Source organism: Pedobacter nutrimenti (assembly GCF_032678445.1).
In the GTDB taxonomy this organism is placed as follows: domain Bacteria; phylum Bacteroidota; class Bacteroidia; order Sphingobacteriales; family Sphingobacteriaceae; genus Pedobacter; species Pedobacter nutrimenti_A.
Window position 1 is genome coordinate 90872 of the sequence record NZ_JAVTSQ010000015.1, and the last position, 22462, is coordinate 113333.

At 41.1% G+C, this 22462-nt stretch carries 15 protein-coding genes, 4 tRNA genes and 1 riboswitch; of the genes, 9 read left to right on the forward strand and 10 right to left on the reverse strand.

Going from position 1 to position 22462, the window contains the following annotated elements; translation table 11 throughout:
- Positions 1-25 precede the first annotated feature (25 nt).
- The 6 genes from R2S08_RS24515 to murQ all read right to left on the reverse strand — a co-directional run bounded on the left by R2S08_RS24515 (position 26) and on the right by murQ (position 7855).
- Entirely contained in the window at positions 26-463 is a 438-nt protein-coding gene (locus R2S08_RS24515; RefSeq protein ID WP_316837602.1) for an META domain-containing protein, read from the reverse strand.
- A 61-nt stretch (positions 464-524) separates the two neighbouring features.
- The gene (locus R2S08_RS24520; protein WP_316837603.1) at positions 525-1481 is read right to left on the reverse strand and encodes a methylenetetrahydrofolate reductase; all 957 of its coding nucleotides are present in this window, start codon (positions 1479-1481) and stop codon (positions 525-527) included.
- A 58-nt stretch (positions 1482-1539) separates the two neighbouring features.
- Positions 1540-5259, reverse strand: a complete 3720-nt coding sequence (gene metH / locus R2S08_RS24525; RefSeq protein ID WP_316837604.1) for a methionine synthase — start codon at positions 5257-5259, stop codon at positions 1540-1542.
- A 52-nt stretch (positions 5260-5311) separates the two neighbouring features.
- A riboswitch (SAM riboswitch) is annotated at positions 5312-5422 on the reverse strand.
- A 236-nt stretch (positions 5423-5658) separates the two neighbouring features.
- Positions 5659-6423, reverse strand: coding sequence for a Bax inhibitor-1/YccA family protein (locus tag R2S08_RS24530; RefSeq protein WP_316837605.1), 765 nt, complete (start codon positions 6421-6423; stop codon positions 5659-5661).
- A gap of 49 nt (positions 6424-6472) precedes the next feature.
- On the reverse strand, positions 6473-7042 hold the full coding sequence (locus R2S08_RS24535) for a hypothetical protein (RefSeq protein WP_199081212.1): 570 nt from the start codon (positions 7040-7042) through the stop codon (positions 6473-6475).
- A gap of 3 nt (positions 7043-7045) precedes the next feature.
- Complete coding sequence (gene murQ, locus R2S08_RS24540) at positions 7046-7855, reverse strand: N-acetylmuramic acid 6-phosphate etherase (RefSeq protein ID WP_133782224.1); 810 nt, start codon at positions 7853-7855, stop codon at positions 7046-7048.
- Between the two features lie 344 nt (positions 7856-8199).
- Here murQ and R2S08_RS24545 point away from each other — a divergent pair, with 344 nt between their 5' ends.
- Complete coding sequence (locus tag R2S08_RS24545; protein ID WP_316837606.1) at positions 8200-9807, forward strand: S41 family peptidase; 1608 nt, start codon at positions 8200-8202, stop codon at positions 9805-9807.
- Positions 9808-9813: 6 nt separating this feature from the next.
- On the opposite strand, the gene der is transcribed toward R2S08_RS24545, so the two are convergent.
- Complete coding sequence (gene der, locus R2S08_RS24550; protein ID WP_133782228.1) at positions 9814-11115, reverse strand: ribosome biogenesis GTPase Der; 1302 nt, start codon at positions 11113-11115, stop codon at positions 9814-9816.
- 58 nt (positions 11116-11173) lie between these two features.
- Positions 11174-12052 (reverse strand): GTPase Era, encoded by an 879-nt coding sequence (gene era, locus R2S08_RS24555; protein ID WP_316837607.1) that lies wholly within the window; start codon positions 12050-12052, stop codon positions 11174-11176.
- 111 nt (positions 12053-12163) lie between these two features.
- Between era and R2S08_RS24560 the strand changes: the two genes are divergently transcribed.
- The 4 genes from R2S08_RS24560 to R2S08_RS24575 all read left to right on the forward strand — a co-directional run bounded on the left by R2S08_RS24560 (position 12164) and on the right by R2S08_RS24575 (position 12572).
- A tRNA-Met gene (locus R2S08_RS24560) sits at positions 12164-12236 on the forward strand.
- Between the two features lie 42 nt (positions 12237-12278).
- Positions 12279-12350 (forward strand) — tRNA-Glu (locus tag R2S08_RS24565).
- A gap of 45 nt (positions 12351-12395) precedes the next feature.
- A tRNA-Met gene (locus tag R2S08_RS24570) sits at positions 12396-12468 on the forward strand.
- 32 nt (positions 12469-12500) lie between these two features.
- Positions 12501-12572 (forward strand) — tRNA-Glu (locus R2S08_RS24575).
- A 39-nt stretch (positions 12573-12611) separates the two neighbouring features.
- Here R2S08_RS24575 and R2S08_RS24580 read toward each other — a convergent pair.
- Entirely contained in the window at positions 12612-13049 is a 438-nt protein-coding gene (locus R2S08_RS24580; RefSeq protein ID WP_316837608.1) for a GNAT family N-acetyltransferase, read from the reverse strand.
- Complete coding sequence (locus R2S08_RS24585) at positions 13046-15781, reverse strand: amino acid adenylation domain-containing protein (RefSeq protein ID WP_316837609.1); 2736 nt, start codon at positions 15779-15781, stop codon at positions 13046-13048. Before R2S08_RS24585 ends, R2S08_RS24580 begins: the two co-directional genes overlap by 4 nt.
- A 238-nt stretch (positions 15782-16019) precedes the next feature.
- Between R2S08_RS24585 and R2S08_RS24590 the strand changes: the two genes are divergently transcribed.
- From R2S08_RS24590 to R2S08_RS24605, 4 genes are all read left to right on the forward strand, one after another.
- Entirely contained in the window at positions 16020-16154 is a 135-nt protein-coding gene (locus tag R2S08_RS24590) for a hypothetical protein (protein ID WP_316837633.1), read from the forward strand.
- A gap of 383 nt (positions 16155-16537) precedes the next feature.
- Positions 16538-17461, forward strand: a complete 924-nt coding sequence (locus R2S08_RS24595) for an AraC family transcriptional regulator (protein WP_316837610.1) — start codon at positions 16538-16540, stop codon at positions 17459-17461.
- Between the two features lie 184 nt (positions 17462-17645).
- Positions 17646-20876 (forward strand): SusC/RagA family TonB-linked outer membrane protein, encoded by a 3231-nt coding sequence (locus R2S08_RS24600; RefSeq protein WP_316837611.1) that lies wholly within the window; start codon positions 17646-17648, stop codon positions 20874-20876.
- Positions 20877-20929: 53 nt separating this feature from the next.
- Positions 20930-22411 (forward strand): SusD/RagB family nutrient-binding outer membrane lipoprotein, encoded by a 1482-nt coding sequence (locus tag R2S08_RS24605; RefSeq protein WP_316837612.1) that lies wholly within the window; start codon positions 20930-20932, stop codon positions 22409-22411.
- Positions 22412-22462: the final 51 nt, after the last annotated feature.

Consider the following 22462-nt stretch of genomic DNA (forward strand, 5'->3'; position numbering starts at 1 on the left):
CTAGCAGATAGGCTTTTCTAAATGTCTATTTTTTCTTAGTGAACCGCATCACAGCAATATCTCCTGAAATCAGATTGAGCGTGGTGTCGTTCACTATATCATAAGAAGTTACCTGCTCTAATGTTTTGAAGTAAACACCTTCTCCGTTGCCATCCAGACAAGCCATCTTGGTAGAGGCAATTGGTCCTTTAAAACTGATCTTATGGTCGTCTGCTACCAAAACACCACTGTAATTATTGCAGCTGCTGTTTCCGCTTATCTTTTTTTCTTTCGTGTTGACCACTAAGGTGGGCTTCCTGTTCGGGTAAAGCCCGTTAAATGCAATTCTTGGACCGGTAATATAGTTGAGTTCCCAGGTGCCATCCAATTTGGTCAGACCTGAAGATTTAGATCCATGTTTCATGCTGCTGCAGGCAAATAAAATGCTTGTTAAACAAAGAGCGATAACAGATAATTTTTTCATAACTTCATCATTATTTACCCCAATAAGAGCAAATAACGTTCCATAAAGAAATTATAAAGTTTTAAAAGATAGCCTGGGCAATCCTGCGGGTTGGGCCGCTCTTTCCCATGGTGTAAAAATGCAACACAGGAGCCCCCAGTTCTTTCAGGCCTTTACATTGTTCAATCATCCATTCGATACCTACCTCCTTAACCTCATTTTCCGATTTGCAAGAAGTAATGGCTTCGCTTAAGGCCATCGGAATATCCAGGTGAAAGGTTTTTGGAAGGCTGATCAGTTGCTTACTACTGGTGATTGGTTTCAGACCAGGAATAATAGGGACATTTATACCATTCTCCCGGCATTTCTCCACAAACAACCTGTATTTTTCGTTGTCAAAAAACATTTGGGTCACAATAAACTCTGCGCCCAGATCTACTTTCAGTTTCAGGTATTTGAAATCTGTATCCAGGTTTGGCGCCTCAAAATGTTTTTCCGGGTAACCTGCAACGCCTATACAGAAATTCGTTTTCTCCGGATCATCCATATCTTCATGCAGATATTTTCCATTGTTCATATCTGCCACATGCTGTACCAGATCGGAGGCAAAAGCGTGGCCTTCGGGAGTTGGGATAAAAGAACTATCGCTTTTTCGGGCATCGCCCCGTAAAACAAGTACGTTGTCAATCCCCAGAAACTGCAAGTCAATTAACGCATTTTCTGTTTCATCTTTGGTAAAACCTCCACAGATCAAGTGCGGCACGGCATCTACCCGGTATTTGTTCATGATCGCCGCGCAGGTGGCCACAGTACTTGGACGTTTGCGGTAGGCAACCTTTTCCAGCAAACCGCTGGGGTGTTGTTTGTAGATATAATCTTCACGAAGGTAAGTCACATCAATAAAAGGCGGATTAAATTCCATTAAAGGATCTATCGCATCAAAAATACCCTGGATGCTTTGCCCTTTAACAGGCGGTAAAAGCTCAAAAGAAAATAAGGTTTTACCCTTCGCGTTACTAATGTGGTCTATAATCTTCATTGTGATGTTTCCGTATGGTTGGTTCGGTTATTTGTCTAAATTTCTAAGGTCTCTTGTTCTAATACGCTAAATTCGGGCTCAGCCATCTTTCTACTTCCTCTACAGGCATATTTTTTCTAATGGCATAATCTTCTATCTGATCTTTTGTGATCTTGCCCAGGCCAAAATAGCGGGATTGAGGATGTGCGAAATAAAACCCACTTACCGCTGCGGTAGGATGCATAGCGTAACTCTCTGTCAAATGCAGTCCAATCTTCGCTTCTGCATCAAGCAATTCAAATAATACACCTTTTTCCGTATGTTCCGGGCAGGCTGGATATCCAGGTGCAGGGCGAATCCCTGCATATTCCTCTTTAATGAGTTCTTCGTTGCTCAGGTTCTCATCACTGGCATATCCCCAATATTCCTTACGCACCAGTTCATGCATCTTTTCCGCAAAAGCCTCAGCAAGCCTGTCTGCCAGTGCTTTAGCCATGATGCTGTTGTAATCGTCATAATTGGCTTCAAATTCAGCCACCATTTCATCACAACCTATACCCGTGGTTAAGGCAAATCCTCCAAAATAATCCGGTACTCCGGTCTCTTTCTGTGCCACAAAATCAGACAAGGCATAGTAAGGTTGACCAGCTACTTTTTCTGCCTGCTGCCTTAAGGTATGAATCACCACTTCCTTGCCTTCTACATCCAGAACAATATCATCTCCAACGGCATTTGCAGGCCAGAAACCTATAACTGCCTTGGCTTTAAGTAACTTTTCATCTACGATTTTCTTCAGCAGAACTTTCGCGTCATGAAAAAGTTTCCGGGCCTCATCACCCACTTGTTTATCTTCCAGGATCCGGGGATAACTTCCCCGCAGTTCCCAGGTTTGGAAAAAAGGTGTCCAGTCAATATAAGGTACCAGTTCTTCCAAAGGATAATCTTCAAATACCCGGGTTCCTGTAAAAGAAGGAGCAGGGGCAACCAGAGCTGTATCGATCTTGAAATTGTCTGTTCTGGCTTCTTCTATTGTTTTGAAGCGCTTATCAGAACGTTTGTTCAAATGGGCTTCACGCGCCTTGTCGTATTCTTCCCGGATGCCCTGAATATAACTATCGCGGGTATCTTTATTCATTAAGGTGCTGCATACCGTCACACTTCTGGAAGCATCCAGTACATGTATGGCTGGTCCGGAATAATTTGGCGCTACTTTTACGGCAGCGTGGATTCTGGAAGTCGTCGCGCCTCCGATAATCAGTGGAATGGTAAAACCTTCCCGCTCCATTTCTTTGGCAAAGTGTACCATCTCATCCAGTGAAGGGGTAATCAAACCGCTCAGGCCAATAATGTCTGCATTGATTTCTCTGGCTTTTTTAATGATCTCCTGTGCGGGAACCATAACGCCCATGTCGACAATTTCAAAGTTGTTACAAGCCAGTACGACGCCAACTATGTTTTTTCCAATATCGTGTACATCTCCTTTAACCGTGGCCATCAATACCTTTCCAGCTGAAGAACTTTGGTCACCGCCCGGGTTATCCAGCTTCTCTTGTTCAATAAAAGGCAATAGATAAGCTACTGCTTTCTTCATCACACGGGCAGATTTAACCACCTGTGGCAAAAACATTTTTCCTGCTCCAAAAAGATCCCCAACAATATTCATCCCGTCCATCAGCGGGCCTTCGATCACCTGGATCGGACGAGCATACTTTTGTCTGGCTTCTTCCACGTCTGCATCCAGGTATTCAATAATCCCTTTCACCAAGGCATGTGATAACCTTTCCTCAACCGAGGTTTTACGCCATTCTTCGTCACGAACAATCTCTTTGCCCTTAGATTTTATGGTGTCTGCAAATTCTACCAGCCGTTCCGTTGCATCTTCCCTGCGGTTTAGCAACACGTCTTCTACCCGTTCCAGCAGTTCCGGCGGAATCTCCTGGTAAACTTCCAGCATCCCTGCATTTACGATCCCCATATCTAAACCTGCGCGGATGGCGTGGTAAAGAAAGGCAGAGTGCATCGCTTCCCTAACGGTGTTATTCCCCCTGAAAGAGAAGGAGATATTAGATACCCCTCCACTTACTTTGGCATGAGGCAGATTTTCCTTGATCCAGCGTGTTGCGTTGATAAAATCTACAGCATAATTATTATGCTCTTCCAAACCCGTTGCTACAGTTAAGATATTGGGGTCAAAAATGATGTCTTCGGCCGGAAAACCAATTTCATTCACCAATATGTCATAAGATCTTTTACAGATCTCTTTTCTTCTTTCAAAATTATCGGCCTGTCCCTTTTCATCAAAAGCCATCACCACTACGGCAGCGCCATAGGTCATGATCTTCAGCGCGCTTTCCCTGAATTTTTCTTCCCCTTCTTTCAAGGAGATAGAGTTGACAATACCCTTTCCCTGAAGGCATTTTAAACCTGCTTCGATCACTGTCCATTTGGAAGAATCGACCATGATTGGCAATTTGGAAATGTCTGGTTCAGAAGCAATCAGGTTCAGGAATTTGGTCATGGCTGCTTCAGAATCCAGCATCCCTTCGTCCATATTCACGTCAATGATCTGCGCCCCGCCTTCTACCTGCTGACGGGCTACAGTTAAAGCAGCCTCGTAATCCCCGCTTAAAATCAGCTTGGAGAATTTAGGTGATCCGGTAATATTTGTTCTTTCCCCAATGTTTACAAAAATACTTTCAGGGGTAATGGTTACAGGTTCCAGTCCGCTTAAACGCAGGTAAGGTTCCCTTGCCGGAATTTTTCTTGGCTGTATATTTTTAGCCTTTTCGGCGATGCAGGAAATGTGTTCAGGTGTTGTCCCACAGCATCCACCCACAATATTCACAAAACCATGTTCTATAAAATCTTCAACATAATGTGCCGTTTCATGCGGCATTTCATCATAAGCTCCGAATTCATTCGGCAAGCCTGCATTGGGGTAGGCCGATACATAACAGGGTGCTTTCGCAGAAAGTTCTTCAATATGCGGGCGCATTTCCTGTGCACCAAGGGCGCAGTTAAATCCAATGCTTAATGGATTAGAATGTATCACGGAGTTTAAAAACGCCTCTACTGTCTGTCCGGATAATGTTCTTCCGGAAGCGTCAGTAATGGTACCGGAAATCATGATCTCTATTTTACGGCCAATCACTTCCTCATATTTTTTAATAGAGAAAATAGCGGCTTTGGCATTTAAGGTGTCGAAAATGGTTTCGATCAGCAACAGGTCAGAACCACCGTCAACCAGACCGCGAACCTGAGCATCATAGGCATCTACCAGTTCATCAAAGGTCAGCGCCCTGAAGCCAGGGTCATTCACATCAGGAGAGATAGATAGCGTCCGGTTGGTTGGACCAACAGCACCTGCGACAAAGCATTTTCTGTCCGGATGTGTAGCTATAAATTCATTTACAGCTTCTTTTGCAATTCTGGCACCTTCAAAACTCATTTCATAATCCAGTTCTTCCATCTGATAATCGGCCAGTGAAATACGCTGGGTACTGAAGGTATTGGTTTCAATGATATCTGCACCGGCTTTCAAATACTCCAGGTGTATGGATTTGATGATATCCGGACGTGTCAGATTCAGCAAATCATTATTGCCTTTGACATCGCAAGGGTGATTTTTAAAACGCTCTCCCCTGAAATCCTCTTCGGTAAGTACATGGCGCTGTATCATGGTACCCATGGCACCATCTATAATTAATATTCTCTTTTCTAATTCTTTTCTGATACTCATTCTTCGTCTTTCTTCTGTCGTAGAATATTCTCCATAAGAGGCGGTTGATGGCCTGAACATGGAAATACAATACTAAAGGGCTTATTCGAAATTCCGGCTAGGGGTCGACTTTAACTTATCTTTCGGGAACGTTTAGTACACGGTCCAGTAGAATGTAGCACCTTGTAAGCACAGGTTGCTAAGACTTCGCAGGGTCTAATCCCTCCGTCTTTCTCTATAAGCAGTGCAAAAGTGCAACAAAGAAAAATCAATTCCAAAAAATAGAGACTTAAAGCCAATAAAATTGCAAAACAAAGAGTTTTCTGTGTAGGCTTCGGAATTAAATTTTGACTGATGCTTGTTGTCGATTAAAAAGTCAGAGCCGTCACTGTACAAGGAATGTTTGCATGATCAAACCGGGTATAAAAAAGCGGCCTGCAGAATTGCATCTGCAGGCCGCTTTTTTATAAAGAAACAGGATTATTTTCTGCTTCCGAAGATCCTTAACAGGAAAAGGAATATGTTGATAAAGTCCAGGTAGAGCGATAATGCGCCCATAATGGCCAATTTTTTAGCGTCTGTTGCAGCAACCTGATCACCATTTGCTTCAATCCCTGCACCAATCCTTTTTAGTTTCTGAACATCATAAGCAGTAAGAGCAGTAAAAATAGCTACGCCAAAAAAGCTCATGATATAGTCAAAGCCAGAACTTTTAAGAAACATATTGATCACACTGGCAATCACCAGGCCGATTACACCTACCATCAGGATAGATCCGAACTTGGTAAGGTCTGTATTGGTTGTATAACCAAGAAAAGCCATGATTCCAAATATACCTGCTGCACCTGCAAAACAAGCAACAACAGACCCGGAGGTATAAATTAAGAGGATGAAACTTAAGCTGATACCGGTAAGTACAGAATATAAAACAAATATACCTAATAAGGCCCCATAAGAAAGACGACTTAATCCGGCACTCATTAACATTACAAGCGCCAGTGGTGCGAACATAGCAACATATCCAAGGATGGATAAGCCTCCTCTGCTGGTTTCTGAGGGCTGGTTAACCAGGTAACTCAAAGCTGCAGGGCTGTTTGCCATAAATAACGCCGCTAAAGATGATACACCTAAAGCAACAAACATCCATAAGAAAACATTAGCAAAGAAATTCTTTGCAACTGCTCCGCTTTGCTGTTCTACAAAAACGGACTTTTGTGCCCATTCATAATTATTGTTGTTATCCATTGTATTCTAATTTTAGTTAAAGATATGAATTGTTTGATTCATACAAAAGCTATGCCCCGAGTCTTTTTGTCAGGATTTCTTCAACTTTTTTGAAAATTTGCAAAGGTTTTAAGGTTCTCCATGCCAAATCGTCAAGTTCACCACCAAAGTTGATATAGTAATCTATATTACTATTGCGGAACTCATCAATCACATGAGGTGTAAAATTGATACCCGAAATCCAGCCATCTTCAACCTCCTGAAACCATTCTTCATAATAGCTGTCTTCGGAAGAATGAAAATTAAGTATGTTTTCTCCGATTAAAATAAATTTGTTGATGCCTTCATCCATCATGAGCTCTAGTATCTCACGTTTCAGCAGCATGATATCGTTGTTAATGGCATCATTCCACTCTCCGATAAATTCTATAATGGCATACTGCCGGTCGTAATCGGCAAACAGAACTTTCAGGTAGAGGGTATTTGAACCAAAATCGTCCCACTGCGGGTGAATCAGGAAATTATACAGCTGTTTGTCAAAATAGAATTCTGAATATTCAGTGTTGAAAAAGGGTGAACGCTCATCTTCTGCCGCAATGTAATCATCGCGCCACTGATAGTAGGGTTCAATTTCGTGCATGATCTATTTATTATGACTGGCTTCTACTGCTTTGCGCACACTTCCATAACGGTTCAGAAGGTCGGCAGCATGATCATAGTCTATGTTTAATTCATCCATGACCATTTGGGTACCGCGGTCAACCAGTTTATGATTGGTCAGTTGCATATCTACCATTTTATTGCCTTTGACTCTGCCCAACTTAATCATTACTGTTGTGCTGAGCATATTCAGTACCAACTTTTGCGCTGTACCTGATTTCATGCGTGTAGAACCGGTCAGAAACTCCGGACCTACAATAACCTCTACAGGAAAGTCACTTTCCTGGGCAATTGGCCCGCCTTCATTACATACAATACAGCCAGTCAGAATACCGTTTTTACGGGCAGTATTTAGTCCGCCAACAACATACGGTGTAGTGCCCGACGCGGCCAGTCCGATAAGACAATCCTTCTCGTTAATGTGGTATTCCTGCAAATCAATCCAGGCCTGTTCCGTGTCGTCTTCTGCATTTTCTACCGCTCTGCGGATAGCTGTATCGCCGCCAGCAATAATGCCAACTACGTAATCGAATGGAACACCAAATGTAGGAGGACATTCTGAAGCATCCACTACTCCCAAACGCCCGCTGGTACCAGCGCCGATATAGAATAAACGACCGCCGTTCTGCATCTTTTCTGATACCGCAGAAGCCAGTTTTTCTATTTGTGGGATGGCATTTTCCACGGCTGAGGGTACACTTTTGTCTTCATGGTTAATCCCTTTCAAAATTTCAAGAACGGACATTTTATCAATATCATTGTACCTGGACTCTTGCTCGGTTACTCTTATCATATACTATATTTTTGCTAAAATTCGTCAATTTCTTTCTAAACCGGAAATCCTGAGGCTGGTTTCAACGGATATCAGCAAAAAAATTAAATTCCCTGTTGTGTAAAGTAGCCATTACTTAAATCATAAAGTTGAATCAGGCTTTGATTTTATTCAGATGATCTTTCCCTAAAAAGAAGATCAAAAACAATTCTGTCGTTCAGGGAGTTATTTAATTATGGAATTTTAGGCAGTGCTGAAATGATCTAAGTCTTGGTACAACCAGATTTACAAATTTATTAAAAATGTACCTGCCTTATTTGTGTTATTAACAGGGTTATTTCCTAACTTTGTACAACATCTGCTGCATGAATAAAATTACCCGTCAAAATCTGATTATAGCACTCACTTATTCTGTAACTTTAATAGGTGGGATGTATCTTGGATTTAAGTTTTTGAAAGACCAAGGGTATAATTTACAAAAGCAAACACTCAAAGCAGACAACAATAAGGAAAAAGTAGCAGAAATTATTCACTTGATTGATAGAAACTATGTCGATGAGGTCAATACGGATACTTTAAACCACCTGCCAATAGACAGTATTCTGCATCAGCTGGATCCCCATAGCATGTATCTTCCACCAGAAAAAGCGGCTGAACAATCTGATGCACTTGAAGGGAATTTTCAGGGGATTGGTATTGAATATTACATCTTGAATGATACACTCATGGTCACCAATGTGATTAAAGATGGGCCGGCTTATGGTTCAGGAATGCGTCCCGGTGATAAAATTCTGAAAGTAGACAGTGCTTTTGTAAGCGGGAAGCAGTTGCCAAGAGACCAGATGATCGGAAGAATAAGGGGTAGGAGTGGCACCCCGGTACAATTGCTGGTGATGCGTGCCGGTACCAGTCAGTCTGTTTTACTGAATGTTAAAAGGGGACGGGTACAAGTGAGCAGTATTGATGCAGCCTATATGGTAAACCCTTCTACGGCTTATGTCCGGATCAGTAAATTTGGTGCAAATACTGATGTCGATTTTACAGAAGCGCTCCGGGGTCTGAAAACAAAAGGGATGTCTAAACTGATCCTTGACCTCAGAGACAATGGAGGAGGTTACCTTACTGCAGCTACTGGATTAGCCAACCAGATCCTTCCTGAAAATAAACTAATTGTATATACTGAAGGAAAGCATGAACCAAGAACGGATTATATTGCTACCGGAGGCGGGGAATTTGAACATGGCAAACTGGCCATACTGATCAATGAAAATACAGCATCGGCAAGTGAGATTCTTGCAGGCGCTGTTCAGGATCTGGATCGTGGGTTAATTATTGGGCGTCGTTCTTTTGGAAAAGGCCTTGTTCAGGAACAGTTTCCATTTGGAGACGGTTCAGCATTGAATTTGACCATTGCCAGGTATTATACTCCTTTGGGCCGTAGTATACAAAAATCCTATAAAAAAGGCTATGCAGCTTATCAGAACGAACTGGAAGAAAGATTTAACGATGGTGAGCTGACGGATAAAGGATTGGGACCAAAAGACACCTTAAAGAAGCATCCTTCTTTTATAACCGGGGCCGGAAAAGTTGTTTTTGGGGGAGGAGGCATACAACCGGATATTTACGTGAAGATGGATACGGTTGGTGTTAATAAATTCTATAACAGCTTGATTTCAAAAAAAATACTGTTTGATTTTGTATTTGATGTGCTGGCCAACCGCTACAACAGCCACTATCTCGAACAGAATATGAGTACGTTCAGCATCAGTCATGAAGATTTTAATGCATTGGTAAAATATATCCAAAATAGGAAGATCATTATAGATCAGCATCAGCTGATGGCAGCCAAACCTGTGATCTGTAATGATCTTAGAGTTTTATTGTATAAATATCATCTCGGCGATGCAGGCTATTACAAAGCGCTGAATCTGAATGATAGTATGGTAAAGCAGGCCTTAAACAGCCTGCAGTAGTCGTTTCTATTTCTGTCTGAAGTAAATCTGAATCGGCACCCCACTGAAATCAAAATTTTCCCTGAGTTTGTTTTCAATGAAACGTTTGTAAGGTTCTTTAATGTACTGTGGCAGGTTACAAAAGAAGGCAAACATTGGCGAACTCGCATTGATCTGGGTAGCGTATTTCACCTTGATGTACTTTCCTTTCATGGAAGGTGGAGGATAGTTCTCGATAATCGGAAGCATCACGTCATTCAATTTAGAGGTCGGGATTTTCTTGCTTCTGTTTTTATACACATCCAGGGCAGTTTCAATAGCCTGGAAGATCCTCTGCTTGTTCAGTACAGAGATAAAGATGATCGGAACATCTGTAAAGGGCTGTAATTTCTGACGAATCTGCTCTTCGAACACCTTAGCCGTCTTGTTATTTTTCTCTACAAGGTCCCATTTGTTCACCAGGATCACAATACCTTTCTTGTTTTTTTCTGCCAGGTGGAAAATATTAACATCCTGCGACTCCAGGCCTTCCATAGCGTCAATCATCAGGATCACCACATCAGCTTCCTCCAATGCTTTAATTGTCCGCATCACGGAATAGAACTCGATGTTTTCCTTTACTTTGGTCTTCTTACGTAAACCGGCAGTATCAATAAACATGAATTCATGTCCAAACTGGTTGTAGTGGATATGAATCGAATCGCGTGTTGTTCCTGCAATCGGGGTGACAATATTTCTTTCTCTTCCAATCAGTGCATTGATCAGGGATGATTTTCCAACATTCGGACGCCCTACGATCGTAATCTTAGGTAAGGCATTCTCTTCTTCAACTACATCTTCGAAATGGGTGATCACGTCATCCAGCAAATCTCCTGTGCCCGAACCGGTCATAGAAGAAATGGAATAGATCTCGCCCAGACCAAAACCATAGAATACAGAAGCTTCATTTTCCAGGGAAGTATTGTCTACCTTATTGACTACGGTAAAAACAGGTTTATTACTTCTTCTTAATAAAGAAGCGATCTCGTCGTCCAGGTCTGTAATTCCTGTGGTTACATCGACCATAAACAGCAGTACGGTAGCTTCTTCAATAGCGATGATCACCTGTTCGCGGATAGCTGCTTCAAAAACATCTTCTGAATTGGCTACATAACCGCCTGTATCGATAACTGTAAAATTCTTGTCGGTCCACTCTGCAACACCGTAGTGGCGGTCACGTGTAACGCCGCTAAAATCATCTACAATAGCTTTACGACTTTCAGTTAAGCGATTAAAAAGGGTAGATTTGCCTACGTTTGGTCTTCCGACGATTGCGATAATGTTACTCATATGGGGTGTGAATTGTATTAATTATGGTATTAATTATTAAGGGGTTGCAAAGGTAGGTTTAATTTTCGTACCCGAAACTTTTTAAATAATTCTTTTTGCTGCGCCAATCTGGCAATACTTTTACAAAGGTTTCAAGAAAAACCTTCTGATCCAAAAATTTCTCAATATCCTTGCGGGCCTCTGTACCAACCTTTTTAAGCATAGAACCACCTTTTCCAATCAGGATGTTTTTCTGAGAATCCCGCTCTACAATAATCTCTGCGCTGATTCTGGTGATTTTTTCCTCTTCTTTAAAGGAGGTAACCACCACTTCTGTACTATATGGAATTTCTTTTTGATAATTGTTAAAGATCTTTTCCCGGATGATTTCCGAAACAAAAAACCTTTGATTACGGTCAGTCAGATCTTCTTTGTCATAGTAAGCCGGGTGTTCAGGAAGAAAGTTTAAAACGGTATCCATAATGCCACTCAGGTTGTATTCGTGCAAAGCAGAAATGGCAAAAACATGTTTAGGATTTAATTTTTCTGTCCAGTAAGCGGTTTTTTCTTCCACATCTTCCTGCGTGGCGGTATCAATTTTATTGATCAGCACAATAATCGGAATAGTAGTTTTCTCAATTTTTTCGAGTACATCGTTCTCGTCGTGTCCCTCATGAATGTCTGTAACAAACAAAATAAGGTCTGCATCAGAGAGCGCTCCATTAACGGAACTCATCATAGAATCCTGCAACTGATACTTGGGTTTTATGATGCCCGGCGTATCAGAAAAAACAATTTGATAGTTTTCTTCGTTCACTATCCCCAGAATACGGTGACGGGTGGTCTGGGCTTTCGGAGTAATGATAGAAAGCTTTTCACCGATCAGGGCATTCATTAACGTTGATTTACCCACATTGGGCTTACCTATTATACTTACAAAACCTGCTTTGTGCGACATCGAAATATTTTTTAAAATAAATTTGCACTACAAAGAAACGAATTATATCTTTGCATTCCAATTCGGAAGAAGAGTTAAGGATTTAATATTCACTTTTGAAATTGTATAAAGTGCGGGGTGGAGCAGTTGGTAGCTCGTCGGGCTCATAACCCGAAGGTCATCAGTTCGAGTCTGGTCCCCGCTACCTAAGAAGTCGTAATCTTTCGGGGTTATGGCACTTCTTAATGGCCCGTTCGTCTAGGGGTGAGGACGCCAGATTTTCATTCTGGAAACAGGGGTTCGATTCCCCTACGGGCTACAGTATCGCTTATGGTAAATGAGCGGTTTATTTGAAAAGATATAGTGCGGGGTGGAGCAGTTGGTAGCTCGTCGGGCTCATAACCCGAAGGTCATCAGTTCGAGTCTGGTCCCCGCTACCTGGGAAGTATGGATAATACTTCATTTTAATGGCCCGTTCGTCTAGGGGTGAGGACGCCAGATTTTCATTCTGGAAACAGGGGTTCGATTCCCCTACGGGCTACAATCCCGCTTTACGATAAGTAGAGCGGGATTTTTGCTTTTATATAGGTTTAAATAATATGACAAGCGGCTGGACATGAATAAAATTGATGTCCTCGTAGAACTTCATTGCGGGCATAAATTTATGAGTCATTAAAGTAATGGTTGTTAGTTTCTGTTCTAAGGCGTATTTTTCCATATGTTCGATCAGTATCCGGCCAAATCCTTTCTTTTGCAGATGAGGGGCAATGAACAATTCGTCAACATAGAGCTGATTTCCTGTCCACCAGGTTTTGATATGTGCAAAAACAGCTCCGGCTAGCTCCTGCTCGTGGTATAGCGCAAAGCCTGTAAATTGAGCCTGAGACATATACTCACTCAGATAGCTGACTGCATCTTCTGATCTCCAGTGGTAATTCCAGGGCGCCTGATTATAGGCCTTTTTCAAGACCTCAGCACAGCTTTCAATATCATTGCGGGTAATGGGTTCGATGGTCATATAACTTGTTTCTTGGATTGGACTTCATCTAAAGCTTTTTGTAATACCTGGGCAAGCTCTTCTACATTTGGTGCCCTGAACATGGTATCGTGGTCTCCCGTAACTTCAAAAACTTTAACACCTTTTCTGGCATATTTTCGCCAGCCCAGGTATTTAAAATCATCTACAAAATACGGTCGGGTCTTCGCTTTGAAAAGATAAATATAGTTGTCAATTGGGCTGATCTCATAATTCCGCAGTGCAGCTGCGTTTCTTTTACTGATCAATTTTATCTGTCCAGTAATGCCGCTTTCGGCTTCTGTTTCTTTTTGCAGACCGAGCCAATTCAATAATTCTTCTATTTTTTTGGAAAATATATGGCGTTGATACTTTAAGACAGAGGAAGGGGCTTTGATCAATAACTTGAGTTCCCAATAGAATTTTGGGAATTGTCGGATGATCTTCTTAGGAAGTTTAACAGACCAGGATTTGTTGTAGAAAATATTCTCTGCATTTGTATCAAAAATGCCCAGAAGTTTTACTTCCTTGCCGGCAAGCCTAAGTTGCTTTTCCATTTCAATAGCAATGTATCCACCAAATGAATAACCCGCGATCGCATAGGGACCGTCTGGATGATGTTCGGAAATCTCTACAATATAATTCCTGGCGATATCAGCAATCGTCTCTATCTTTTCATCGATTTGATCCAGATCTTTAGGCTGTAAGGCATAAACCGGTTGTTCGGCATCTACATATTTTGCCAGGGCTTTAAAGTTCAGTACATGAAGGCCATCACCATGTATAAGATACAAAGGAGTTTTATTTCCAGTTGATTTTAAGGCAACTAAACTTTCGCTTTTTTTCGTTTTATGCTCCTCTAACGAAGACAGCAGGGACAGGATGGTCGGATATTTAAACAGGGCCGCGACAGGAATCTTGTCTCCGGTTTTTTTCTCGTAAAGAGACATGATTTGCAAAGCCATAAGGGAATGGCCTCCTAATTCAAAAAAATTATCATGAATACCTATATTTTCTATGCCAAATACTTCTTTCCAAATCGTACAGAGAAGCGCTTCATTTTCCCGCAATGGAACTGATGGTTTGGAAATCGGGTCTTCAACCTGACTTATGTTGAGGTCCAGGAGTGCTTTCCTGTCAATTTTGCCATTGATGTTTAATGGAAGTTCGCTGAGTTCTATCCAAATGGAAGGCACCATGTAGCCAGGTAAAATCTCTTTTAAGTGATGGATTACCCCATCTCTGGTAAATGTAGGGGCGGGGACTAAAAAGCAAACCAGGTATTTCTGGCCGGAATTATCCTCTTTTGCCACAACTGTTGCATGTTCTATACCCGGATAGCGGCTAAGCGCATTTTCGATTTCGCCCAGTTCAACCCTGAAACCTCTTATTTTTACCTGATTGTCTTTTCTGCCTAGAAATTCCATGTTCATATCCGGAAGCATGCGGCCCAGGTCACCGGTTCGGTACATCATTTCTCCGAATTTGGGGTCAAAAGGGTCTTTTAAAAAGGCATAAGCGGTTTTTTCGGCTGAATTCGCATAACCCCTCGCTATGCCTGTTCCACCAATATAGAGCTCCCCAATATTCCCTATTGGTACAGGCTTTTGCTGTTCGTCGAGAATATAGAAACAGGTATTGCTGATGGGTTTTCCATAAGGAATACTTTTCCAGTTTGTTTGTATTTGATCAATAATGAAATAATTTGACCAGACTGTGGCCTCAGTTGCGCCTCCAAGTGAAACCACCTGCGCTGCGGGAAAGAAGTTTTTGATCCGCTCTGGCAGCTTTACGGGAATCCAGTCGCCACTTAAAAAAACAATCCTTAAAGTATTTTGCGTATAGCTTCGGTGGTTTAACTCGAGGTCTTTGACCAGATAATCTAAAGTTGAAGGAACCGAATCCCAGAAGGTGATGCGGTGGTCTTGAAGCATAAGTTGTAAGGCTGTAATATCATTTATTTGTGTCTGTCCGGCGATGACCAATGTGCCGCCCGCTGCTAAAATTCCAAAAATGTCATAAACAGAGAGGTCGAAACACATAGAAGTCACAAATAGCAGGCGGTCCGTATAGTCGATATTGAAACGGGTGTTTACCCAGGTAATGAGGTTTACTGCAGAGCAATGCTCAACCATTACACCTTTAGGTCTACCGGTTGACCCGGATGTATAAATCGTATAGGCCATTTGATGGCCATCTGCAGGCAAATTCAAATTACCTGTATCATAAGGAAGTAACAATTCATTTTGTAAATGAACAACTTGTATCTCTGGCAGGTGTGTCTGAGCCGTACAGATTTCATCTGCGACAAGTAATTTTACGGCGGAATTTGAAAGGATATATTGTTGTCTTTCTGCTGGATATTCAGGATCTACCGGCACATAGGATCCTCCGGCTTTCAATATCGCATACATAGCAATAATCATCTCAAAACCGCGGGCAGCTAAAATGCCTGCATTTTCTCCTTGTTTTAACCCCAATTGGATCAAGTGTCTGGCCAGCTGGTTGGCACTTTCATTAAGTTCTTTATAACTCAGAGATGTTTCCTTAAATTCCAGTGCCGTATGCTCAGGATGTTGTAGTGCCTGTTCCTCCAATAACATATGTAGCATTTTTTCTTTTGGATAAGGTGCTGCAGTATCATTGAATCTTTTTATTAACTGAATATCATCCTGCGACAGGCCATTCGTATCCTGCTCATTTTTGTGGTCTGATGGGACGAGATGATTAAGCATAGACAAATTAGTTTAACTCACTAGTTGCCAGAGAAAACTGGTATTGCTTTGTTTAGTGAAAGATAACGAAATTTTCACTTATGTGGAATTTTTTTCATTGATTTTCAAGAGAAAGTATAAACGCTCTTCTTGTTATATCCAGTTATGGAACAAGTCGTTTTATATTGGGAGATGGAAAGCTGTTCCACGTGTCTGCTAAAAATGTTTCAGAAAAGAATGTCTATGTCAATCTGTAAAGCTGAATGGTAAAACGTACAATAAGACTTATATTACCCAGGACAATATTGTAAAGGGGGGTGAACTTGAGTTTGTAATGGGGAGTGAACCCAACTATAAATGGGGTATTGACAAAAAGGACGTTCCCCCAGGTTAGTATGTCCAACTCTGGAAACTGAATATTCTGGACGATGCTGACCCCACTACAATGTGCATAAAGAATAAGTTGATTATCCCACTGGGAGGCAGTATCCAGAATCGGGTCAGCATCACCCAGAAATATTCAGTTAGACACCCTTCTTCGATAATAATAGCTAACGGAGCTTTTAAGAGTGTTTAATGTATTTCCTGATTTTATTTGCTTTTCATATAAATTCATAGTAGATTCAATAATTATGAAGGCATTGCCTTCCGACAAACCCAATATCATTGGGTTATCAGTTAAGGAATCCTGGCTGGGTTCTTAAGGTTCTCTTAGTGGGCTGATGTTATCGGTAGTTTCTTGTTTGAGATGTAGTTTGCTACATACAGGTAAACCAAATGATAAATTCTGTTCACATTAATTATCAAAACGCTATGAAAACACTACAATTTAATGTGCCAACTATTGAGGGTCAAAGCCTGACTGTACAAGAAGATGTAATGGACTCTTTCTATCCGCATTTTCACAGTCATCAAGAAGCGCAATTAATGTGGATCGTAAAAGGCAATGGAGTTTTGGTGGTTGAGAATACGTTGCATCCTTTTAAAGAGAATGATATTTTCTTTTTGGCAGCTAATCAGCCCCATGTATTTAAGTCGGTATCGCAAGATCGTCTTTCAAATGAATCACGTTCCATTTCTGTTTTTTTTGACCCGAATGGAAAATTGAAACCCTTGTTTTCTTTAGGTGAGTTTGATTCCTTAAATCAATTTATCTATAATAATTCCCGAGGGTTTAAAATTCCGGAGTCCCACTTTAAGTCGGTTTCTGAACGTTTGTTGCAGGTTAAGTCGGCGGTTAAGATGGATAAGTTGATGCATTTTTTCTATTTGTTAAGATCTTTGGCCAATATTTCCAAAGAAACTGATCCCCTTTGTGCAGAAAGGATTGAAGATGTGAGCCTCGAAGCAGGGATTGGCGGCAGTCGAATCACCCTAATATTTAACTATATTAAAGAGAATTTCAAAAATGAACTTAGCCTGGCGGATGTTGCTGAGTATGCAAACCTAACCCCACAAGCTTTTTGCAGGTATTTTAAAAAGCATTGCGGAATTACTTTTGTCCATTATTTAAATCGAATTCGGGTAAAGGAAGTCTGCAATCAATTAAATGAAGACCATCTGGATAGTGTGTCTTTTATCGCCTATAACTGTGGTTTTAATAGCATAACCAATTTTAACCGCGTCTTTAAACAAATCACAGGCTGCAACCCGAAGGAATATGTGCAACAATATAAGCAAACTCTTTACTCACTAATCTAAATTGAATTCTATTGAAATGGAGTTATGGCATAAACTGTTTATTTAACATTTGAGGTTAATAATTAAGTAATGATGGTCAAGATACGGTTAGCATTCAAAGTATGGTATGAATAGCTTAGTTTTTGCAAAAACATTAAAGCTATCAACTTAACTAATACTATTGAAAACAACTTTACTAACTTTTATGAACAGAAAAAGTATTCTACTACTAGCTGCGAGCATACTCGTAAGTTCTGTAGTTTATGCACAAACGATTTTGCGGGGAAAGGTGGTTGACGAAGAGGGAAAGCCGATTCCCGGAGTTACAATTAAACTGAAGGGTGGTACAGGTGGTACTCAAACCAGTGCAAATGGCGAATTTACAATTAGTTATAATCAGGCAGGAGTGTTAAGTGTTTCTGCAATCGGCTATGAACACAAGGAGGTAAATATCACCAGTCAAACCTCGGTTCAAGTGACTTTATTGCCGGATAATAAAATTTTAAATGAAGTCGTTGTTACCGCAATGGGTATTAGCCGGGAAAAGAAGTCTTTGGGTTATGCCATCCAGGAAGTAAAGGCTAAAGAACTGACAAGCGCGGGACAGCAATCTTTGACAGGATCACTGACCGGGAAGGTTGCTGGCGTACAGGTCAATCAATTTGGGGGAGCCATAGGTTCTTCTGCGCGAATTTCAATCAGAGGAAATACTTCCTTGTCATCCGATCAACAGCCGCTTATCGTTGTTGATGGTGTGCCTATTACAAATACCAGCCAAAGAAGCGGAGACAATACGTACACGGGAGTCGATTATGGGTCAGGATTAAATGACATCAATCCCGAAGATATCGAAAGTGTAACGGTGTTAAAAGGAGGATCTGCTGCTTTATATGGTATGCGCGGAGGCAAGGGCGTCATTATGATTACGACCAAATCCGGGAAACGTGCAAAGAATGGTGTGCAGATTTCTTATGATGCCAATTTTACCATGGACAAAGCGGCAACGATACCCAAATATCAAAATCTATATGGACAAGGCTCCCGCGGGGATGAATTTAGCTTTAAAGATTCTGGTAATGGATTAACTTACCAGCAATATGCTCAGGAAAAGTCTTTTTCTTATGTGGATGGAGCAGGTGGAGGAGTAAATGATGGATATGATGAATCCTGGGGACCCCGCTTAGATAAGGGGCTGAACCTTCCGCAGTTTAACAGTCCTGTAGTCAACGGAGTTAGACAGGCCACACCCTGGATCTCACACCCTTCCAATGTAAAAGACTTCTTTCAGACTGGCTATTCCCAAAATCATAACCTTTCGCTATTGTCCAAAAGTGATCGTTCGTCGACCAGAGCATCCATATCTTTCCGGGATCAAAAAGGAACAGTACCCAATACCGATCAAAAGAAATACACTGCCCAGTTAAACAACGACTATAAAATAAGTGATAAAGTATCTTATGACATCATGTCAAGCTTCACCAGAACAGAAAGCGACAATTTGATTATGCAGGGATATGACGGTGCCAATCCTATGAATGATTTGATTTGGTTTGGCCGCCAGGTGGATATGAAAGACTTGAAGAGTAAGTGGGATCAACGGGATGCACAGGGTAAATACACCTATTACAATTGGAATTCAAACTACCACATGAATCCCTATTATACCATGAACGAATCTATCAATTCATTGCAAATGAATCGTGTGTTTGGAAAGTCCTCCCTCTATTATCAGCCATTTAATTTCTTGAAATTTGAAGGGCGTTTAGGTTTGGATTATAGCAATGTCAATCGGTTCGAGAGAAACTATTTTAATTTTGATCATCTAAACGGTAGTTTTAGTGAAAATAAAAATAGTCGTACAGAACTTAACCTTGACTTTTTGGCCAATTTTAATAAACAATTTGGTGATTTCAACGTGTTGGGTACTGTTGGTGCAAACTATCGTGACTTTCAACTGACCTCGAATACTCTGGGAGCGAGTGGTCTGAATGTACTGGGGGTTTACACTATAGCCAATAAAATCGGACCTGCGGACGCGTTAATGGATCATCAACATAACCGTTCAAATTCCACTTACGGACAGGCATCGGTTGGCTGGCGAGATCAATTGTATTTGGATTTGACTGCCCGGAACGATTGGTCTTCTACACTGACTAAATCCTTCTTTTACCCATCAGCCAGCTTAAGCTGGATTCCTACGAGTTCTTTTGCAAGTATAAAAGGGGATGTTTTATCTTTTCTGAAATTGAGGCTCAATATTACGAAGGTAGGAAATGCAACAGAACCTTATGCTAATGGAAATTATTATTATGCACAAACTGATGCTTTTGACAATATGGCGCAAATGTATAAAAGCATGACTTATGCGTTGAGGGATTTAAATCCCGAAGCCCTGTACACCTGGGAGACGGGTGCCGAAATAGGGTTATTTAAAGATCGCTTACACGCGGATTTTACCTATTACTATAAAAACGCAAAAAATCAGTTGCTTTCAGTGAGCACCTCCAACACGGTAGGTTTCACCAAATTGTTTTTAAATGCAGGTAATATCGAAAGCAAAGGTGTCGAGCTTCAATTGAGGGGCGATATCCTTAAAAAGGAAAAGGGGTTAAACTGGACCACTACGGTGAACTTTTCTAAAGATAATAGTAAAGTGTTAGAACTAGATCCGCAATTAGGCCTGACAGCCTATCAAATAGGTTGGACCTGGGGAATTGCGAATATGGCGAGAGCAGGTGAACCCTGGGGAACCTTGGTTGGACCAGGATATGACCGGGTAGAAGACGGGCCAATGAAAGGTGCAATTAAAGTGACAAGTGCAGGACTTGTTCAAAGTAAAGATGCGCAAAATATTGGTAATGTAGTGCCAGATTTCTTGTCCAGTATGCGCAATGATTTTACTTATGGAGACTTTAGTTTTGGCTTTATGCTGGATTTTCGTAAAGGCGGTGATATTTGGTCGCAAACCATGTCGCATAGTTATGCAACAGGTGTTGCGGAGATTACAGCGGAAAATGGCGTACGTGAGCGGGCAATTGTTGCGGGCAGAGATGTTATGAAAGGTGAAAGATTTGCGATGTCTGATGGCAAAGGGGGCTGGGTACAAAATACCATAGAAACCAATGCCCAGGATTGGTATGAAGGTGGTGGTATTGCTGCCATGTCTGTTTTTGATGGATCATTTCTGAAATTAAGAGAGGCATATTTAACCTACAATTTGCCTCAACGTCTCTATAGTAAAATTAAGGGGATTAAACGTGCCAATATATCTTTAATTGGATCTAATCTGGCTTTACTCTGGGTGCATAAGTCCAATACCATGCGTCTCGATCCCGAGTCGGGTGGCGTATCAAGTGATTCCAGGGGAGTTGGGTTTGAACAGGCAACGGTTCCAAATTCACGTAGCATTGGTTTGAAACTTGGAGTTACGTTTTAATCTTTTGCACTGTTTGACAAGATTATTTTTCAATGAAATAAAAAATCAGAAAGATGAAGAATTTATTATATAAAATTAGATATACATTCCTACTTGCCTTTGTTTTTATGGCGGGTTGTACAAAGAATTTTGAAAAGATCAATACGGATCCGGATGCATTGCCGGATGTTCCGCCTCAAAATATGTTGATCAATGTGCTTCGAAATGCAGGTGAACAGTTTGGAGGAGACATAGACGGCTACGGGACCTTTGCAGGTTATATTGTTAAAATTCAGTATCCGGATAATATGAGCGGGCTGACTCCTACGAACAATACCTATGGAAATCGTTGGTATGCTTGTTACTACAATAATACCCAAATGAATGATCTGTTAAAGAAGACTGAAGATAAGGCAGCTGGTTTCAAGAATATTAGAACCATTGCGCGCATTTGGCAAAATTATATGTGGTCCTATCTTTTGGATGGTTGGGGAGATGTACCCTATACGGAAGCATTTAAGGGAATGCCTGGGGAGGGGAATCTTCTAAAACCGAAATATGACAAACAAGAAGATATTTTTCCAGCAGTGTTGGCGGATCTAAAAAAGATAGCGGATGAAATGGCCGCAGGATTGGGAACAGATAATGTGGGTGATTATGATATCGTTTATAAAGGGGATATGGTGAAATGGCAGAAGTTCTGTAACTCTTTGCGGCTTCGAATGGCAATGCGTATTTCAGCGGTTGCCCCGGCACTCGCAAAATCAACGATTGAGGAAATTGCCGGAAATATGAATAAATATCCAGTTTTAGAAACAAATGCAGAGAATTGCTACTTATATTGGCCTGGAAATTTGCCTTATATGGAACCCTGGTACAAATCAGGAATTAATGGTAAACGAATTGACAACTGGGGAATGTTCGATATTTTTATTGATCACTTAAATGATGTAAAAGATCCGAGAATTGCCGCTGTAGCACAAAAAGCGAATACAGGAACGTATGTTGGTTATCAAAATGGTCTGCCGTCGGGTCCGGCTGTGTTAAGATCTGTTTCCTGGATAGGGGAATATTATATTAATAATCCGTCAGGATATACACCATTCTACAAATCATGCGAGACCTATTATATTTTTGCCGAAGCGGCAATGCTAGGATATAATGTAGGAATGACTGCCGAAAGCGCTTATAATAAAGCTGTAATGATTTCAATGAAAGACAATGGAGTTTCTGATGCCGACGCCCAAACCTATCTCGCTGGCAAAGGTAAGTTTGACAATACTAAGGAAAGAATATGGTGGGATATGTGGACCGCATTGTTTAAGGAAAATTATGAAGCATGGAGCTTATACCGAAGGACAGGAATACCGTCTACAAATTATCCTGCTATAAATTCGGCTTTTAAAGGTAAACATAATGATCAGCCATGGCGATTGCCTTACCCAAATAATGAATATTTATATAATAAAGCGAATACGGAAGCTGCGGCAGTAGGAGTAGTTGACCAGGTGTGGGGAAAAAGACTATGGTGGGCTAAAGATAATGGTAAACAATAGTTTCGTATGTTTAGTCATGCCCCGAAATTTTATTTTTCGGGGCATGACTAT

What these genes read in the sequence shown, in the direction of transcription:
- era (WP_316837607.1), bottom strand. Translation starts at nt 12,052, where the DNA reads ATGTCGCACAAAGCAGGTTTTGTAAGTATAATAGGTAAGCCCAATGTG.
- der (WP_133782228.1), bottom strand. Translation starts at nt 11,115, where the DNA reads ATGAGTAACATTATCGCAATCGTCGGAAGACCAAACGTAGGCAAATCT.
- R2S08_RS24535 (WP_199081212.1), bottom strand. Translation starts at nt 7,042, where the DNA reads ATGCACGAAATTGAACCCTACTATCAGTGGCGCGATGATTACATTGCG.
- R2S08_RS24595 (WP_316837610.1), top strand. Translation starts at nt 16,538, where the DNA reads ATGATAAATTCTGTTCACATTAATTATCAAAACGCTATGAAAACACTA.
- R2S08_RS24520 (WP_316837603.1), bottom strand. Translation starts at nt 1,481, where the DNA reads ATGAAGATTATAGACCACATTAGTAACGCGAAGGGTAAAACCTTATTT.
- R2S08_RS24600 (WP_316837611.1), top strand. Translation starts at nt 17,646, where the DNA reads ATGAACAGAAAAAGTATTCTACTACTAGCTGCGAGCATACTCGTAAGT.
- R2S08_RS24545 (WP_316837606.1), top strand. Translation starts at nt 8,200, where the DNA reads ATGAATAAAATTACCCGTCAAAATCTGATTATAGCACTCACTTATTCT.
- R2S08_RS24580 (WP_316837608.1), bottom strand. Translation starts at nt 13,049, where the DNA reads ATGACCATCGAACCCATTACCCGCAATGATATTGAAAGCTGTGCTGAG.
- R2S08_RS24605 (WP_316837612.1), top strand. Translation starts at nt 20,930, where the DNA reads ATGAAGAATTTATTATATAAAATTAGATATACATTCCTACTTGCCTTT.
- R2S08_RS24515 (WP_316837602.1), bottom strand. Translation starts at nt 463, where the DNA reads ATGAAAAAATTATCTGTTATCGCTCTTTGTTTAACAAGCATTTTATTT.
- murQ (WP_133782224.1), bottom strand. Translation starts at nt 7,855, where the DNA reads ATGATAAGAGTAACCGAGCAAGAGTCCAGGTACAATGATATTGATAAA.
- metH (WP_316837604.1), bottom strand. Translation starts at nt 5,259, where the DNA reads ATGTTCAGGCCATCAACCGCCTCTTATGGAGAATATTCTACGACAGAA.
- R2S08_RS24585 (WP_316837609.1), bottom strand. Translation starts at nt 15,781, where the DNA reads ATGCTTAATCATCTCGTCCCATCAGACCACAAAAATGAGCAGGATACG.
- R2S08_RS24530 (WP_316837605.1), bottom strand. Translation starts at nt 6,423, where the DNA reads ATGGATAACAACAATAATTATGAATGGGCACAAAAGTCCGTTTTTGTA.